At 73.0% G+C, this 15,338-nt stretch carries 14 protein-coding genes; 4 read left to right on the top strand and 10 right to left on the bottom strand.

The window, feature by feature from the left end; genetic code table 11:
- Positions 1–10: 10 nt before the first annotated feature.
- A complete protein-coding gene (locus tag OHT61_RS03435) occupies positions 11–583 on the bottom strand; it encodes a TetR/AcrR family transcriptional regulator (protein ID WP_329034922.1) in 573 nt (190 codons plus the stop codon).
- Between the two features lie 202 nt (positions 584–785).
- On the opposite strand from OHT61_RS03435, the gene OHT61_RS03430 reads away from it, so the two are divergent.
- A complete protein-coding gene (locus OHT61_RS03430; protein ID WP_329034920.1) occupies positions 786–1,079 on the top strand; it encodes an SHOCT domain-containing protein in 294 nt (97 codons plus the stop codon).
- 117 nt (positions 1,080–1,196) lie between these two features.
- On the opposite strand, the gene OHT61_RS03425 is transcribed toward OHT61_RS03430, so the two are convergent.
- Together OHT61_RS03425 and OHT61_RS03420 are read right to left on the bottom strand one after the other, a co-directional pair.
- Positions 1,197–1,721, bottom strand: coding sequence for an ATP-binding protein (locus OHT61_RS03425; RefSeq protein WP_329034918.1), 525 nt, complete (start codon positions 1,719–1,721; stop codon positions 1,197–1,199).
- A gap of 320 nt (positions 1,722–2,041) precedes the next feature.
- Positions 2,042–2,389 (bottom strand): hypothetical protein, encoded by a 348-nt coding sequence (locus tag OHT61_RS03420; RefSeq protein ID WP_329034916.1) that lies wholly within the window; start codon positions 2,387–2,389, stop codon positions 2,042–2,044.
- A gap of 218 nt (positions 2,390–2,607) precedes the next feature.
- On the opposite strand from OHT61_RS03420, the gene OHT61_RS03415 reads away from it, so the two are divergent.
- On the top strand, positions 2,608–3,741 hold the full coding sequence (locus OHT61_RS03415; protein WP_329034914.1) for a PLP-dependent cysteine synthase family protein: 1,134 nt from the start codon (positions 2,608–2,610) through the stop codon (positions 3,739–3,741).
- Between the two features lie 60 nt (positions 3,742–3,801).
- Here OHT61_RS03415 and OHT61_RS03410 read toward each other — a convergent pair whose 3' ends face one another.
- From OHT61_RS03410 to OHT61_RS03400, 3 genes are all read right to left on the bottom strand, one after another.
- Entirely contained in the window at positions 3,802–4,938 is a 1,137-nt protein-coding gene (locus OHT61_RS03410) for a PP2C family protein-serine/threonine phosphatase (protein ID WP_329034912.1), read from the bottom strand.
- A 93-nt stretch (positions 4,939–5,031) separates the two neighbouring features.
- Entirely contained in the window at positions 5,032–5,466 is a 435-nt protein-coding gene (locus OHT61_RS03405; RefSeq protein WP_329034910.1) for an SRPBCC family protein, read from the bottom strand.
- A gap of 69 nt (positions 5,467–5,535) precedes the next feature.
- On the bottom strand, positions 5,536–6,357 hold the full coding sequence (locus tag OHT61_RS03400; RefSeq protein ID WP_329034908.1) for a DeoR/GlpR family DNA-binding transcription regulator: 822 nt from the start codon (positions 6,355–6,357) through the stop codon (positions 5,536–5,538).
- Positions 6,358–6,668: 311 nt separating this feature from the next.
- On the opposite strand from OHT61_RS03400, the gene OHT61_RS03395 reads away from it, so the two are divergent.
- On the top strand, positions 6,669–9,002 hold the full coding sequence (locus tag OHT61_RS03395) for a hypothetical protein (protein WP_329043076.1): 2,334 nt from the start codon (positions 6,669–6,671) through the stop codon (positions 9,000–9,002).
- Here OHT61_RS03395 and OHT61_RS03390 read toward each other — a convergent pair.
- The 4 genes from OHT61_RS03390 to OHT61_RS03375 form a co-directional block, all read right to left on the bottom strand.
- Positions 8,972–11,416: a right-handed parallel beta-helix repeat-containing protein gene (locus OHT61_RS03390; protein WP_329034907.1), complete on the bottom strand. Its 2,445-nt coding sequence runs from the start codon at positions 11,414–11,416 to the stop codon at positions 8,972–8,974. The two genes, OHT61_RS03395 and OHT61_RS03390, sit on opposite strands and share 31 nt — an antisense overlap.
- Positions 11,417–11,620: 204 nt before the next feature.
- On the bottom strand, positions 11,621–12,226 hold the full coding sequence (locus tag OHT61_RS03385; RefSeq protein WP_329043075.1) for an Rv1733c family protein: 606 nt from the start codon (positions 12,224–12,226) through the stop codon (positions 11,621–11,623).
- A 146-nt stretch (positions 12,227–12,372) separates the two neighbouring features.
- Positions 12,373–13,197 carry an MOSC domain-containing protein gene (locus OHT61_RS03380; protein ID WP_329034906.1) on the bottom strand — a complete coding sequence of 275 codons (825 nt, stop codon included), beginning with the start codon at positions 13,195–13,197 and terminating at the stop codon, positions 12,373–12,375.
- A 36-nt stretch (positions 13,198–13,233) separates the two neighbouring features.
- Entirely contained in the window at positions 13,234–13,722 is a 489-nt protein-coding gene (locus tag OHT61_RS03375; RefSeq protein WP_329034905.1) for a DUF6643 family protein, read from the bottom strand.
- 692 nt (positions 13,723–14,414) lie between these two features.
- Between OHT61_RS03375 and OHT61_RS03370 the strand changes: the two genes are divergently transcribed.
- Positions 14,415–15,203: a hypothetical protein gene (locus OHT61_RS03370; RefSeq protein ID WP_329034903.1), complete on the top strand. Its 789-nt coding sequence runs from the start codon at positions 14,415–14,417 to the stop codon at positions 15,201–15,203.
- Positions 15,204–15,338 lie beyond the last annotated feature (135 nt).

Below are 15,338 nucleotides of genomic sequence, written 5' to 3'. Positions count from 1 at the left end.
GGAGCGCTCCTCAGACCGGGTCGGGGCTGGGCGGGGTGAGCAGGGAGAGCAGCCCGCGGACCGCGGCGTCGAACGCGCCGGCCGAGCCCGAGGCCCGGGCCAGGACGTAGCCGCCCTGGACCGTGGCCACGATGGAGGCGGCGATGTCCTCGGGTGCGAGGCCCGCGGCGAACTCCCCGTCGTCCAGACCTTCCTGGACGATCTGTGCCAGCCGCCCCCGCAGCCAGGCGATGGTGCCGTCCACCGGGGCGCGGAGCTCGTCGCTCGCCATGACCTCGGGATCCATCGTCAGCCGTCCGACAGGGCAGCCGCGCAACACCTCCCGTTCGCGCAGGAGATAGGCCGAGATCCGCTCGAAGGCCGAACCGGGGCCGTCGAGGAGGAGGCCGGCGGTCTCCCGCATCCGGGCCGACGTGCGCAGCACGGCCGCCAGCGCCAGGTCGGGCTTGCCCGCGAAGTGGTGGTACATGCTGCCCTGGCCGGCTCCCGCCCGCTGCTGGATCGCCCTGGGGCTCGTACCCACGTAGCCGCGCTCCCACAGGAGTTCCTGGGTGGCCTCGATCAACCGGTCCGGAGTGCTCATGCGGGCACTGTACATACCAGTAGGTACAGACGTGCGGACTTTCACGGATCAGAGGGGAGCAGGCGGGTGCCGGCCGCCTGCTCCCGCGGGCGTACGCGCGGTGCCGCCGACCGTACGACGCCCCCGACGGCCGCCCGGAGGCAGGCTCGTACGTGACGGGGGAACCCCCCCGACCGGCGTCGTCACCGAGGAGCTGACCGAGATGAACACCCTTGCCCGTTCCGGAGGACCCGGGCCCTGGATCCTCCTCCTCCCCGTCATCTGGGCCGCCGCGGTCGTCGGTGTCGTCACGGTGCTGCGCCGCACCGTGTGGCGGGGCCGTCGCGGCCCGCGGCGAGCGCACGCGGCGCAGCACGGACCGCTCGGCGAACGTGCGCCGGTCGCCCTCCTGGGGCGGCGCTTCGCCGCGGGCGAGATCGACGAGGAGGAGTACTGGCGCAGGCTCTCCGTGCTCGACGAGCCCTACGGCCGGTACGACAAGGGCGGCGCGGCGTGACCGCCGAGGAGTGGGAGTGCGACGCGCAGGAGCGCGCCGGTCCGGGGACCGGCGCGCTCCCGCGTGCCGTGGCGGCGCGCTCCGTCGGGGTGCCCGCACAGCGCGTCGCCGGGTCCGTCAGCCGACGACGGTCGACCGGGCCCGTTTTCGTACCGCTGCCGGCTCGAGGAGGCCGGCGAGGTCCGTGGTGAACGGGCCGTCGGTCGTCGACCCGTACACCGGGAGACTGGGCAGAGCGCTGGTGAAGGAGGGGGCGGGCAGGGTGAACCAGATGACCTTCCCCGCGTCCTCGCTCGGCCGTATGCCCCAGCTCTCGCTGACCGCGGCGATCATCGCCAGCCCGCGCCCGGAGGTGGCGGACGAGTCGGCGTCGCACACGGTCGGCAGCCGGGGGTCGTGGTCGTGGACGGAGACCGTCAGCCGGTCGAGCAGCAGCTCGACCTCGACGGTGCACGATTTGTCCGGCTGTGCATGCCGGTGGACGTTGGTCAGCAGTTCGGTGACGCCCAGCGCGGCATGGTCGATCAGAGGATCGAGATGCCAGTAGCGCAGTTGCGCCGAGATGATTCTGCGGACCTGACCGATCCGCGACGGCAGGGCCTGGAGCTCCACCGCGCAGTGCCTGCTTGGCTCGCTGATCACGGCTGCGACTCCCCGAAATAGGTCCGGAAGAAGACGAAGAAGCGGATCCAGCAGATGGCTGACTGCTGTGTCTGGTCATGCGTGGTCCGCCCTGAGCGGGCTTCCGGCGATGCGGCCTGCGCAGTCACCGCCGGTACACCATCAGTGACGTGTGACCAGCGTGACTCAGGGGATTGGGGTCCGCAACTCGCGGTGCCCGTCGCATGCCGCAGCGTCCGCGACGGTCCGGCAACTCGCGCCGCCGGTGCGGCGCCGCCCCCGCCCGCCGCACGGTCGCGGACGGCGGGGGCGGCGCATTCACGCGCGGGCGGCGGCCGGGGTCAGGACCGCCGCCCCGCCGCACTTCGCAGCGCCTCCAGGAATCTGCGGACCGGAAGCGCCCCGCCGGGCCTGCGGTTGCGCTGCCCCATCGTCAGCCGGTAGCGGACTCCGTTGAGCCGCGCGATCGCGGAGTCGGCCGACTGGAACCAGGCCTTGCCGGCGCTCACCGCCGAGAGCGGAGCGCTGTCGATCTCCCGGCCGTTGCTCGTGAGCAGCGCCAGCCGCCCGTCCTTGACGATCACTTGCCCCGCCCGGGTGAGCGAGCGCGCCCACCGCTGGATTCTGACGTCGTTCGCGACGAACTCGGCTGTGTCGAACTCCGCCGCGCTGAATTCCGTTTCGGCCATGACGACTTCGCCCCCCTTGTACCGGCTTCTGTAAGTCTGCCCGGCCGGGGGCCTGCGCACCAGACCGCGACGGGAGCTGTTCCCGGGGTCGGACGGCGCTACTCCGGTTCACGTGGGCCAAGGGAGGGCTATGGGCTGTCAAAGTAAACGTTTGCGCAGGTGGGGGGCATATCGTGAGGGCTCCGGAGCACCTCAGGTACTCGAAGGAGACCCCGCTGATGGACACCAGTGAGCCGAGAACGGACGGTGGCGTCATGGCGACCGTGGACACCGACCGCAGTGACCCCGACTACCGGACGTGGCTCAAGGAAGCCGTGCGCAAGGTCCAGGCCGACGCCAACCGTTCGGCGGACACCCACCTCCTGCGCTTCCCGCTGCCGGAGCACTGGAACATCGACCTCTACCTCAAGGACGAGTCGACGCACCCCACCGGCAGCCTCAAGCACCGGCTGGCGAGGTCGCTGTTCCTCTACGGGCTCTGCAACGGCTGGATCCGCAAGGGCAAGCCGGTCATCGAGGCGTCCAGCGGCTCGACCGCCGTCTCGGAGGCGTACTTCGCCAAACTGATCGGCGTGCCGTTCGTCGCGGTGATGCCGCGGACCACCAGTCCCGAGAAGTGCCGCCTGATCGAATTCCACGGCGGGCAGTGCCACTTCGTCGACGACGCCCGCCGGCTGTACGAGGAGTCGGCGGCGCTGGCCGCCGAGACCGGCGGGCACTACATGGACCAGTTCACCTACGCCGAGCGCGCCACCGACTGGCGGGGCAACAACAACATCGCCGAGTCCATCTACCAGCAACTGCGGATGGAACGCTATCCGGAGCCCGCCTGGATCGTCGCCACCGCCGGGACCGGCGGCACGTCCGCGACCATCGGGCGCTACGTCCGCTACATGCAGTACGACACGCGCATCTGCGTGCCCGACCCGGAGAACTCCTGCTTCTTCGACGGCTGGACCCGGCACGACCAACTGGCCACGAGCGACCGGGGTTCACGCATCGAGGGCATCGGCCGGCCCCGGATGGAACCGAGCTTCGTGCCCGGCGCCATCGACCGGATGATGAAGGTGCCCGACGCGGCGAGCGTCGCCGCGGTCCGGGTGCTGGAGCGCACCATCGGGCGCAAGGCCGGAGGTTCCACGGGAACCGGGCTCTGGAGCGCGTTCAGGCTGGTGGCCGAGATGGTCGCACGGGGCAGCACCGGCAGCGTCGTCACACTCTTCTGCGACCCCGGCGAGCGCTACCTCGACAAGTACTACTCCGATTCGTGGCTCGGCGATCAGGACATGGACATCCGGCCGTACACGGAGACGATCGACCACTTCCTGGCCACCGGCGGCTGGCCCGCCTGATCCGCCGGCCCGCCTGATCCGGCGTGCGGGCCCCCGTGCCGGCCTGCCGCGGGGGTGCGGTCAGCCGGGGCGGCCGGGGAGCCGCTGGACGGCGACGAGGGCCGCGTCGTCGCCGAGGTGCCCGCCGGCGTACCGCAGCAGGTCCCGGCACACCCGCTCCAGCAGGTGCTCGGGGCCGAGGCCGGTCCACGAGGCCGCCCGCTCGGCGAGCGGGTAGAAGCGCCCGGAGGCGTCCCGCGCCTCGGTGACCCCGTCGGTGTACAGCAGCAGCATGTCGCCGGGGCGGAAGGCGAACACGTCCTCCGTGGGGCGGGCCCCCGCCAAGGGCCCGACTCCGAGCGGCGGACCCGGTTCGGACGCGTGCAGCGCCCGCACCCCGCCCTGCCGCAGCAGCAGCGGCGGCGGGTGCCCGCAGCTGACGAGCCGCAGACCGTCGCCCGCGTCGGAGACGTCGAGGACGGCGGCCGTCACGAAGGACTCGGCGATGTCGTGCTCCTCCGACCGGTCGTCGCTCTCGTTCAGCGAGTCGATCCGGTGGGCCGCGACAGCGGTCTCCAGGCGCGCGACCAGGTCGGGCAGGTGCTCCTCCTGGCGGGCCAGCGCCCGGAAGGCGCCCAGCACCCCCGCGGCCCCGCTGATCGCGTCGAGCCCCTTGCCGCGCACGTCACCGATGATCAGGCGCGTCCCCCGCTCCGTCCGCGCGGCCGCGTAGAGGTCGCCCCCGAGCTGGGCCCCTTCCTCGGCCGCCAGATAGACGGAGGCGAGGCGCAACGGTCCGCTGCGCACGGGCAGCGGCCTCAGCACACTGCGCTGAGCCGCCTCGGCCACGGTCCGCAGCCTCACCATCTCCGCCGCGTTGCGCACCCGCAGGTGGGCGAAGAACGTCACGATCGCCGAGATCAGGAACAGGGCGACGATCTGGTACATGTGGTTCAGGTCGGTGATGCTGGACCGGCTGACGGCCACGATCGCCTGGGCCAGCACCGCGACCGCGCCGACGACGGCCGTCAGCCGCGGTCCGGCGAACGACGCCGTGAGCGCCGGGGCCGCCACGAGGAACGGCCCGAGGTGCACCTCCGGCGGAACGTTGACGTCGACGACGGTCACCACGGCGATCAGGACGAACGGCACCGCGACGAGCGCCCTGCTCGGCCGGTCGCCGTCCCGCAGGCCGTCGATCCACTGCCACAAGCCCATGAGTCCGGGATACCTCACCGGCCCCCGTACCGCCCCTCGTGGAGGACGGCCCGGGGCCCGGTACACCCGCAGGCCGGGGCGCCGGGGGAGCGGTCAGTCGTCGAGCAGCATGCGCAGGGCCCGCCCGAAGACCCGGCGTCCCGCACCGGCCAGCACCGGATCCGCCCAGCGGGGCAGCAGTCGTACCCGCAGTTCCTCGACCCAGATCACATGGGAGCCCGAGCCCGTCGGGTACACGTCGATCGAAGCCTGGCCACGCACCAGGGAACCCCGCTTCTCCAGCCGGCACAGGCCCGCGCGGCCGGCCGCCGGAGGGGTCCACCGGACCACCTCCATCGGATCGTCGAAGCCCAGCGGCCCCAGGCCGGTGCGGGCGACGAAGACCGTGCCGGCCCGTGTGTGCGGCCCCGTCGGGACGGTGACCGAGGTGAACGGAACCGTGTCGCCGTGCCGCTCCCAGTCCGTCACCCGCCGCCACGCCTCGGAGGCGGGCAGGGGCGAGGAGCGCTCGATGCGGAATACGGCCACGCCCCGATCCTAGGACGTCCGGCGCCCGGGAGGCGGGGAGCGGAGGATCCGGGGCCCGTCGTGGCGGACCTACTCCCCGTCCGCCACCACGAGCCCCGGAAGGTGCTCCTCGATCTCCTGGCGGAGGTCGTCCGGCAGGCCCGCGTCCGTGACGAACGCGTCCACCTCGTCGAGAGCCGCGAAGGAACTCAGCCCCACCGTGCCCCACTTGGTGTGGTCGGCCACCACCACGACCCGCCGGGCCGCCCGCACGAAGCGCCGGTTGGTCTCGGCCTCCGCGAGGTTCGGCGTCGAAAGACCCGCCTCGACGGAGATCCCGTGCACACCGAGGAACAGGACGTCGAAGTGCAGGGAGCCGATCGCGCGGTCCGCGACCGGCCCGACCAGCGAGTCCGAGGGCGTACGCACCCCGCCGGTCAGCACCACCGTGGCCGCACCGGCCCGCGCACCGCCCGCCGCCGTCGGCCGCTGCGCGCTGTGGAACACGTCGGCGACCCGGACCGAGTTCGTCACGACGGTCAGACCCGGTACGTCCACGAGATGCGCGGCCAGGGCGAACGTGGTCGTACCACCGGAGAGCGCGATCGCGCTGCCGGGCGCGGCCATGGCGGCCGCGGCACGCGCGATGTCCTCCTTGGCGCTGAGCTCCAGCGTCGACTTCGCCTCGAAACCGGGCTCGTGCGTGCTCGCCTCGACGACCGGCACGGCACCGCCGTGCACCTTCTCGATGACCCCCTGACGCGCCAGCGCGTCCAGGTCCCGGCGGATGGTCATGTCGGAGACGCTCAGCTTGCGGGTCAGCTCGTTGACCCGGACCCCGCCACGCCTGCGCACGTCGTCGAGGATGAGCGCACGCCGCTGCTCCGCGAGCAGGTTCTGGTTCTCGCTCAACGCCGGGACCGGCCCTTCCCTCTGTCCGAACGGTCCGGCAGCGGCCTGCGGGACGCCCTCATCCTGCCACGCACACCCGCGGGGCGGGGCACCGGGGAGATTCGGTGAGCGGTGCGGCGGGAACCATGCATCCGGGATGGTGGTGACCGCGCATCAGGGCGCGGCCCCTCACGCCCCTTCCCGTCGCCGTGAGGCGCCCGGAACCAGAGAGCGAGTCACCGCAATTGGCCCCTGACCCCCACGCCGCCCCGAGCGGGGCCGCCGCACTGGAACTGCTCGTCCACGGCGTCGGCGGGACCACCCCGCAGGAGATGCTCGGCGACCCGCGCACGACCCGGATCACCGGTGACGCCACGGCGGCGATCCACCGGCGCACCGAGGACGTCGCCGCCGAGCAGCACCCGGAGCGCCACCGGGAGGGCCCCGTCGCCGAGGCCTACTGCTGGTCCAACCTCACGTCGGGCAACGGCTCCAGGGCCCTGTGGCTGCTGCTCCTGCCGTTCATGGTGGTCAACCTCGCCCACTGGATGCGTCCCTCCTCGCAGGGGAGCCCCCGGACGGTCCGGCTGTACGGGCTCGTGGTGCGTCTGATCGCGCTCAGCCTCACCGTGCTGCTCACCGCCGCGGCCTGCGAGGTCGCCCTCGACCTGGTGGCCTGGCAGTGCGCCGGGACGCCCGGCTGCTCGGGGCAGCGCTCCTGGCTCGGGTTCCTGTCCACCCGGCGGGACGGATGGTTCTCCCAGCCCGGCCGCAGGCTCGCCGTCGCCGCGGCGGTGCCCGCGGCCCTGGTAGGCCTCCTCTGGTACCTGTCCAACCGCACCTGGAGTGCCTACGAGTCACAGCGCCCGCTCCTGCCGGACGAGTCGGGCCGGACCGACGCACCCGCCGACGAGGACCTGGACGAGCACGGCACCGAGGACACCGGGCAGGATTCCCGCCCCGGCGTACCCCCGGCGCGCCCGGCTCTCGGCAGGCCCGGCTTCTGGTACGGCCGCCGCCTCGTGGCCAGACTCCGCGCCGCCCACACCGCGGCCGGGTTCCTCACGGTCGCGGCGACCGTCGGCGAGGCCGCCGCCCGGCACGACCGTGACGCCGGCGGCCCCGTGCCCGAGGTGATCGGGGGGCTGTTCCGGGCCGGTCTCGTCCTGTGCGGGCTCACCGTGATCGCGGTGGTCTGCCACCGGGGGCGCAGCGAGCGGCGCCTCGACACCCGCCTGGACCGGGCCCTCACCACGTTCCTGCCCGGCACCGCGCTGGCCCTGCTGGCGGCCGGGGTGGCCTACGCGGGCTGGTCGCGCCCCGACTGGGTGTCCTCCGGCACGCTTCCCGGCGAGTGGGCCTTCCGCGCCCTCACCCTCGGCCAGGGCCTGCTCGTCGTCGTCCTCGCGGCGGTCGCCCTGCGGCTCCACCGGCGCAGGCCCGAGCCGCGCACCACGCTGCGCGGCCTGGGCGGCCCGGCCGTCGCCATGCTGGCCTGCGCGCTCGGCGGGGTGATGAGCGGCGGGGTCTCCCAGCGCGTCGCCGACTGGCTCGACGGCCCCGGTACCCCGGGGATGGGCGCGGGCTCGGTGATAGCGGGCCCGCCCGTGCTCCTCAGCTGGCAGGCGTCGGTCATCCCGGTCCTCCTGCTGCTCCTGCTCGTCCCCCTCACCTGGCTGGCCGTCCGCACCCTGCGGCACACCCGCCGGATGGGACCCGCGATCGAAGCCGAGTACGGCGAGCCGCGCCCCGACCCGGGCAGGACCCGGCGGATCGCGCGGATCAGGGCCACGGCGGCCCTCACGGACTCGGCGCCCGGAATCCTGGGCCTGCTCTCCGGGGCCACGCTGCTGCTGGGCGTCGGAGCGGTGGCCGGTTCCTGGCTCACCGGCCGGGTCCCCGGCATGGCCATGGACGACGCCGGTCCATTCCTGGAGTCGCTGGCCGAAGCCGCCCAGGCCACCGGATCCTGGCTGATCGGCTTCGGCGCCATACTGTTCGTCACCTGGGGACGTCGCGCGTACCGCGACGTGTCGGCCCGGCGCACCATCGGCATCCTCTGGGACGTCGGTACCTTCTGGCCACGCGCCGCGCACCCCTTCGCACCGCCCTGCTACGCCGAGCGCGCCGTCCCGGATCTGGCGTCCCGGATGTGCGCGTGGACCGCGCGGACCCGGGGGCGTCTCGTCATCTCGGGCCACTCGCAGGGCAGTGTGCTGGCCGCCGCTGCCGTGTGGCAGCTTCCCGGCACGGCCAGGCGCCGGGTCGCCCTGCTGACCTACGGCTCACCGATCGAGCGCCTGTACGGCCGCTGGTTCCCCGCCTACTTCGGACGGGTGCCCCTGGAGGGGCTGCACGCCTCCGTGCACTGCTGGCGCAACCTCTGGCGCGCCACGGACCCGATCGGCGGCCCGGTACGCGTCGACGAGGGGCCGGGCCACGAGGTGGACCTGGGCCCGCTGCGGGACCCCCTGGTCTACGGCCGTACGCCCGAACACCCCCTCCCCGAACCGATCCTGGGGCACTCGGACTACCAGGCCGACCCGGTGTTCGCCGTGGAGCGGGCCGCACTCCTGGAACGGCTGGGACCCGTGGTGCCCCAGCAGACGGGCACCCGGGACGCCGGCGCCGAGGCTCAGGGCAGCTCGGGCAGGTCCTCGGGATAGAGCATGGTCAGGTCGTCGGTGCTGGGCTCGGCGAGCTGGGCGACCCGGCCCGCGTGCCGCTCGACCATCGCCTCGAAGGTCTGACGGGCCGTCCGCCCGTTGCCGAAGGCCGGCCCCTTGGGAAGCGCCGTGAAGTACTTGAGCAGCGCTTCCCCGGTGCCGTCCGCCAGGGTGTACTCGTGCTCGTCGGACTGCTGCCCGACGATCCGCAGCAGCTCCTCCGGCAGGTAGTCGCTGAAGGTGATGGTCCGTGAGAAGCGGGACGCCACACCGGGGTTGACGGTGAGGAAGCGCTCCATCTCGTGGGTGTACCCGGCCACGATCACCACCACCGCGTCGCGGTGGTCCTCCATCAGCTTCACCAGGGTGTCGATGGCCTCCCGCCCGAAGTCGCGGCCCGAGTCCTCGGGCGACAGCGCGTACGCCTCGTCCACGAAGAGGACCCCGCCGCGGGCCCGGTCGAACGCCTCCTGCGTGCGGATGGCCGTGGAACCGATGTGCTCCCCGACCAGGTCGACGCGCGACACCTCCACCAGGTGACCGTGCTCCAGGACGCCGAGCGAGGCCAGGATCTCGCCGTAGAGCCGGGCCACCGTGGTCTTGCCGGTGCCGGGCGAGCCGGTGAAGACCAGGTGCCGGCGCACCGAGGCCGCCTTCAGGCCGGCCAGCCGGCGGCGCCGGCCCACCTCGATCATGTCCGTGAGGGCCCGCACCTCCCGCTTCACGCTGTCCAGGCCCACCAGCGCGTCGAGTTCGCCGAGGACGGCGGCGGAGTCGCGCACCGGTTCGGCGGGCGGGGCGGGGGCGGTGGGAGCGGCCTCCGGCTCGGTGGTCCGCTGCCCGGGCATCGCTCCGAGCAGTCCGGGCGTCGTACGCGACGCCGTCAGCACGGCGGGCACCGGGGGAGCGGCGGCGGGGCGCACACCGCTCTCGTCGCTGGTGCAGTCCTGGGCGACCGGGCCGCCGGCTCCGTCCCCGTGGGCCGAGGCGTCGGGGAACTCGTAACCGCCGCGCGCGCACCGTTCGGTGCGGCACCGCGTCAGGGTCGAGCGGCAGCCGTCCATCACGTGGAAGCCGTAGCCCTCGCTGCCCGTGACCCGGCAGCTGTCGAAGGTGCCCCGGCCCTCCGCGGACACGTAGAACCCCGCCTCGGCCGGCGAGGTGACCGTGCACCGCTCGATCGTGGGGTCGGCGCCCTTGGTGACGATGACACCGGTCTGCGCCGCGTCGATGGTGCAGTTGTTCAGGGTGCCCCCGCTGCCGTGGTCCCGGAACCACGCCCCGGTGGACGCCTCGCGGATGCGGCAGTCGTCGAGCTGCGCGGTCGCCCCGTCGCTGACCGAGACGGCGGTGTTGCGGATCTGCGACAGGTCGCTGTCCACGACATCGGCGCGCGAGCCCCGGTCGAGGACGAACAGGGCGTCGGGCACGTCGTGGACGCGGCACGAGTCGAGTATGACCGTCGCCCCGTCACTGACCCAGACCGCCGGATAGTCGCCCGTGCTGTCGTGGATCTCGCACTGGTTGGCGTCGACACGGGTGCCGGGGTCCCACACCGAGAGGCCGTTGCGGCCGAACCTGCGCACGGTGGACCGGGTCAGGGTCAGCACCGAACGGGAGCGCAGATCCACCGCGTTCTCCGGGATGTCGTGGATGTCGCAGTCGGCGAGCGTGAGTACCGCGTCGGTGTCCAGCGTGACGCCGTCGGCCGAGGTGCGGTGCACGGTGCAGTCCGTGAGGTGCGCGGTGCCGCGCGAGGTGACCTGCACCCCGCTGCCCTTGATCTCGTACACCTCGCAGCCCACCGCCTCCAGGGCGCTGCCCTCCCCGGTCACGCTCAGTCCCGCGCCGCCGGAGTGGTGGACACGGCAGCGCTCCAGGCGTGGATGCGCGCCGTCGCGCACCGAGATGCCCGACTGCCCCGCCGAGACGATCTCGCACGCCTCGAACACCCCTCCGGCGCCGTCGAGTACGGCGATGCCCACGCCGGCGGGGTTGTCGACGGTGCAGCGCCGCACCGTGGGCCTGGCGGCCCCCCGCACCTCCAGGCCGGCCGCCGACCTGGTCACGATGCGCAGGTCGGACAGTTCGGGCGTGCCCTCCTCCACGAGCAGCGCGGGGGCGGCCGAGTCCTGGCCCTCCACGTGCAGATCCTGGACGACGGCGGACGCGCGGACGGTCAGGGGGACGCCGTCCGCCGGAGCGATGCGTACGGAACCCACGGACCCCTCGGGGCCGCGCAGGGTCACCGCGCGGGAGACGACGAGGTTCTCCCGGTAGGTTCCGGGGGCGACGGTGAGGACGTCACCGTCCGCTGCGGCCTCCAGGGCGGCGTTGAGGGAGGCGTATTCGCCCGTGCGGCGGCGCCATCGCGATGTGCCGGTGTGCGTCACCTGGACCGTGCCCTGTGCCATGGTGCTGCTGTGCCCCCACCTCGTGCCGTGTGCGCTGCCTCGTGCCGTCCGCCCGAGCCGCCCGTGGCGGACCGGCTCTCCGGCCCGCCTGCCGAGGAGTCGGGCGGGCCGGTCCACCGTAGCGCGCGCGAGGGGTGCGAGTTGACTGGTCGGCCGCCGAAGGGTCCTGTTCGAGCGTGTGCGGAGGCCGCGTGCACCCCGGGATCAGCTGCCCGTGCCGGTCCTGCCCCAGTCGGGGCCGACTTCGGCCCAGGCGCGGTCCAGTCTGGTGTACCGCCGTTGCATCATGCGCCATACGACGAGGCGCCGCGCCGTTTCCGTGAGACCCGCGGCGACCAGCGCGGTTCCCACCCCGGCCAGCACGGCGTGGGTGCGTGCCGTGGCGGGGTCCATGGGACGCGTCGCGGGGAGCCCCCGCTCGTCCGTCCAGATCCGGATCCTGGTCCCCGGCTCCGTGACGGCGGACGTCGTCGACACCTTGCCCGTGCGCTCGGTCCCGTCCGGGGCACGCCAGCCGGCCACCACGGACGTGCGGCTGGAGTCCTCGGTGACGACGGCCGATTCGGGGTCCTGGGCGAACCGGGACGTGCCGGAGGCCTTACGGACCACGACGGCGGGAGTGAGATGACGCTGAGCCTGCTGGGCCCGCACCGACTGCTGGAGCGCGTCGTCGGTGAGCGAACCGCCCAGCCAGCCGAGCACCGGCGCCCCCAGGAAAATCATCAGCAGCGCGGCGAGCGCGACCCATGCCTCATGACGGTCGGTGGGCCGGCACACGGGATTGCCCCGCCACCGCCTGATCCCCGAGATCGCCTGCACAGCCTTCACCCCCTTCCCGTCCGTGATAACCCCGCGGGGCCCCGGAAAAGTCCGCCGGCGCCGAAGAGAGAGCAAGCTCACTGCGCCAACACACCTCGTCTGCCCGAGAGTTCCCCGGGCACCCCACGGGACGTGCGTCAGCCGAGCACCCGCACGGGGTCGCCCACCCTGATGACGCCCGTCCCCTCGGGAACCAGGTTCTGGCCGAAGAGCAGATCCTTCCCGGACCGGCGATGACGGGCGAGCGTCCGCAGCGGTTCCTTGCCGCGCTCCGCCGTCCGCTGGTCGGTGGTGGTCACGACACACCGGCCGCACGGCTTCGCCACGCGGAAGACGACCTCCCCGACGGAGATCCTCCGCCAGCCGTCCTCGTCCCAGGGCTCCGCGCCGTCCACCACGACGTTCGGCCGGAACCGGTTCATCGGCAGTGGGCCCTCGTGCGCGTGGTCGCCCTCGCCGATCAGGGAGTTCAGCGCGTCCAGCGAGGCACGGGACGTGAGCAGCAGGGGGAATCCGTCGGCGAACGACACGGTCTCGCCCGGCCGGCCGAACTCCGGGTCCACGGGCCTGCGGTACGACGGCTCGTCGAGGTGGACGAGCCGGACCTCCGTACCGAGGCGCGCGCTGAACCAGTCATGTGCGGCCGCGCCGCCCTCCACCACTTCGACCTTGCTCCGGAACAGCTCCGCGACGACCGTGGGGCCCGCTCCGGGCACCTCGACGTCCAGCGGCGTGCCGCCGGGTTCCGACAGAGCCACACCGCCCCCGGGCAGTGCTTTCGCGGACAGCTGCGCCAGCCGGGGCTGCTGACGCTGGGTGACGACCCTGCCGTCGACGTCGATCAGCATCCACCGGCGGTCGCCGTCGAGTCCCCATGGCTCGACGACGGACTCGTCACGCGCGCACGCGGCCAGCGACTTGACCGGATGAATGTACACAGCACCGAGTGAGGGAGAAGGCATGCCTCCATTTTGCCAGTCTCGACCCGCAATGCCCGGTCAGTACCCCCGGCCGCCCTGGTACGGACGGTTGTACGGGTCCTCGTACGGAGACTGCGCGGGTGCCGGCCGCGGGGACGCGGGGCGCATGGCCTCGTACCCCGTGCCGGGACGCTGCGGCTGTTGCTGCTGCTGGTAACCGCGGGGCGCCGACGGCTGCTGGGGTATGTAGGGCGCGGGCGCGTGCTGCAGCTGCGCGGGCTGCATCATCGGCGCCTGCTGCATCCCGGCGTTCTGGTACTGCGGCTGGGGCGTCTGCTGCGGGTAGCCGTACGACCCGTTGTGCTGGGACGGGGCCGCGGGCAGCGCCGGGAGCGCCGACGGCAGGGCCGGCAGGTAGCTGTTCCCGGTGTCGTAGGCGGCGGGGACCCGGATCGGTGCGATCTGGGGGGTTCCCCGCTCTGCGACCAGGGAGTCGTAGATCGGGGTGTCGGGGAACGACGGCGCGGCGTAGTAGCCGCTGCCGTAGGTGGAGCGGGGGGAGGTCATGACACATAAGTTAAGCCCACGATGTGCCGGTTGGGGAGCCCCAATCTTGGGGTTATCCGTTTTACGCTGCTTTTGTCGGTCCGACCCGTCAGGGTGCCGCTAAAGCCCCTGTAAACAGCCGGGATTTTCCGTCGAAGGACGGGCTAACAAATTGTGTCGGGCAGGCTACAAAGGGCGACAGGCGGATGCCGTTCGAGATCCCGCCGGCCCCGTCGGCCGCCTCCGCGGCCGTGCGGGAGAGCCCTTGCCTGTTCGAGTCCTCCGGCCTCGGCTCCTGAGCGGGAGGCAGGGGTGACCGGCGGGTGGTCCGGGGAGCCCGGTCCCGGCGGTGAGGGCGGGCGTGCGGCGGTGCTTCCCGAGGTCACGGGGACGCCGCCGGGGTGGTGCGCGGCTCCCCGCGCGCAGACGGCGCGGGTGCCGGAGTCCTCCGGCGGGAACCGGACGGAGGGAGACCGCGGACCGGCTGTTCCCATCCCCGTGTCCGCCGCTCCGCCCGCCGTCCTGCTGACGGGAAGTCAATCAAAGGCGCACTGCGGGCTGATGCGATCATTGGCATACCGCGAACGTGGATCACCGCAATCGCCTCCCGTCCCCTCGCGCGTCACAGCTCGGTGAACCTTGTGTGAGCAGGCAACTTCCGGGAAACCTCACGAAAGGCGAGCCCGTCGCCCGCTCGGATTCGGAGAACCATCGTGACGTATGACCAGGACGGCGTTCAGCGGCTTCGGGAGGAACTCGAGGACGCGATAGGCCACTACATGGTGGCGGTCTCCGCCGAACTCCTCCAGGAGGGGGTGCCGGTCGCGGGCATCTCGGCCTTCGGCTCCTACGACGACCCGAGCCAGGCCGACTTCGACGGGGACGTCGAGGGCAGCGTGGAATTCACGCAGGCGTTCCAGCGACGACTGACCGCCGGGAGCGGCGGCGCGGGCCTTCTGTGGTGCGGCGTCTCGGGGTGGTGCCTCTTCCGTACCCCCGACGGCTCCGGACGGGGACTCATGCACGCGGCCCGCTGGATGGGCGCGGGCCTCCTGCCGGACCCGGCGCGGGTCGCGGCGTTCCTCTCCGAGGTGCAGATGGACCCCTCGGCCGCGGGGAGCGCCGAGCGGCCGTTCTACCGTTCCCCGCGCGCCGACCCGCGGGCACTTCTCGCGAGGCTCCGCACGGTCGGGGACGAAGGGGCCGCCGAGGGGGCGTACGTCGACCAGCGGTTCGCGCGCGTGAGGGCCCAGGCCTGTCAGGAGCGGGTCCTCGCGGCCCTCACCGAGCCGGAGCAGGAGCTCGTCGAGGTGGTGCTCCACACCGGGGAACTCGACTCCCTGGTGGGGTTCCTGGAGTACGCCGAGGGCGCGGCGCCCCGGCCCGGGGCCCGGGAACTGGCGCGGAGACTCGGTTCGGACCTGGCGCTGAGAGCCCGGGACGGCCGGGACAGCCACCAGGAGCACCGCACGGCGTTCGCCTACGCGGTGGAACAGGGCTGAGGCCCCGGGGGTCTCGGTACCCGGTTCCCAGCGGGCCGCGGAAGATTGCCGGCCGCCGTCGCGCCGTGGGTGTGGGCTCCCTGGGGGGACGGGGATTAGGTTGGCGGAAAGCTTCCGGGCAGCCGGACTCGTGAT

Source organism: Streptomyces sp. NBC_00178 (assembly GCF_036206005.1).
In the GTDB taxonomy this organism is placed as follows: domain Bacteria; phylum Actinomycetota; class Actinomycetes; order Streptomycetales; family Streptomycetaceae; genus Streptomyces.
This window is presented reverse-complemented; position numbering and strand designations above follow the sequence as displayed.

What these genes read in the sequence shown, in the direction of transcription:
- OHT61_RS03415 (WP_329034914.1), top strand. Translation starts at nt 2,608, where the DNA reads ATGGACACCAGTGAGCCGAGAACGGACGGTGGCGTCATGGCGACCGTG.
- OHT61_RS03435 (WP_329034922.1), bottom strand. Translation starts at nt 583, where the DNA reads ATGAGCACTCCGGACCGGTTGATCGAGGCCACCCAGGAACTCCTGTGG.
- OHT61_RS03390 (WP_329034907.1), bottom strand. Translation starts at nt 11,416, where the DNA reads ATGGCACAGGGCACGGTCCAGGTGACGCACACCGGCACATCGCGATGG.
- OHT61_RS03420 (WP_329034916.1), bottom strand. Translation starts at nt 2,389, where the DNA reads ATGGCCGAAACGGAATTCAGCGCGGCGGAGTTCGACACAGCCGAGTTC.
- OHT61_RS03430 (WP_329034920.1), top strand. Translation starts at nt 786, where the DNA reads ATGAACACCCTTGCCCGTTCCGGAGGACCCGGGCCCTGGATCCTCCTC.
- OHT61_RS03380 (WP_329034906.1), bottom strand. Translation starts at nt 13,197, where the DNA reads ATGCCTTCTCCCTCACTCGGTGCTGTGTACATTCATCCGGTCAAGTCG.
- OHT61_RS03375 (WP_329034905.1), bottom strand. Translation starts at nt 13,722, where the DNA reads ATGACCTCCCCCCGCTCCACCTACGGCAGCGGCTACTACGCCGCGCCG.
- OHT61_RS03410 (WP_329034912.1), bottom strand. Translation starts at nt 4,938, where the DNA reads ATGGGCTTGTGGCAGTGGATCGACGGCCTGCGGGACGGCGACCGGCCG.
- OHT61_RS03395 (WP_329043076.1), top strand. Translation starts at nt 6,669, where the DNA reads ATGCTCGGCGACCCGCGCACGACCCGGATCACCGGTGACGCCACGGCG.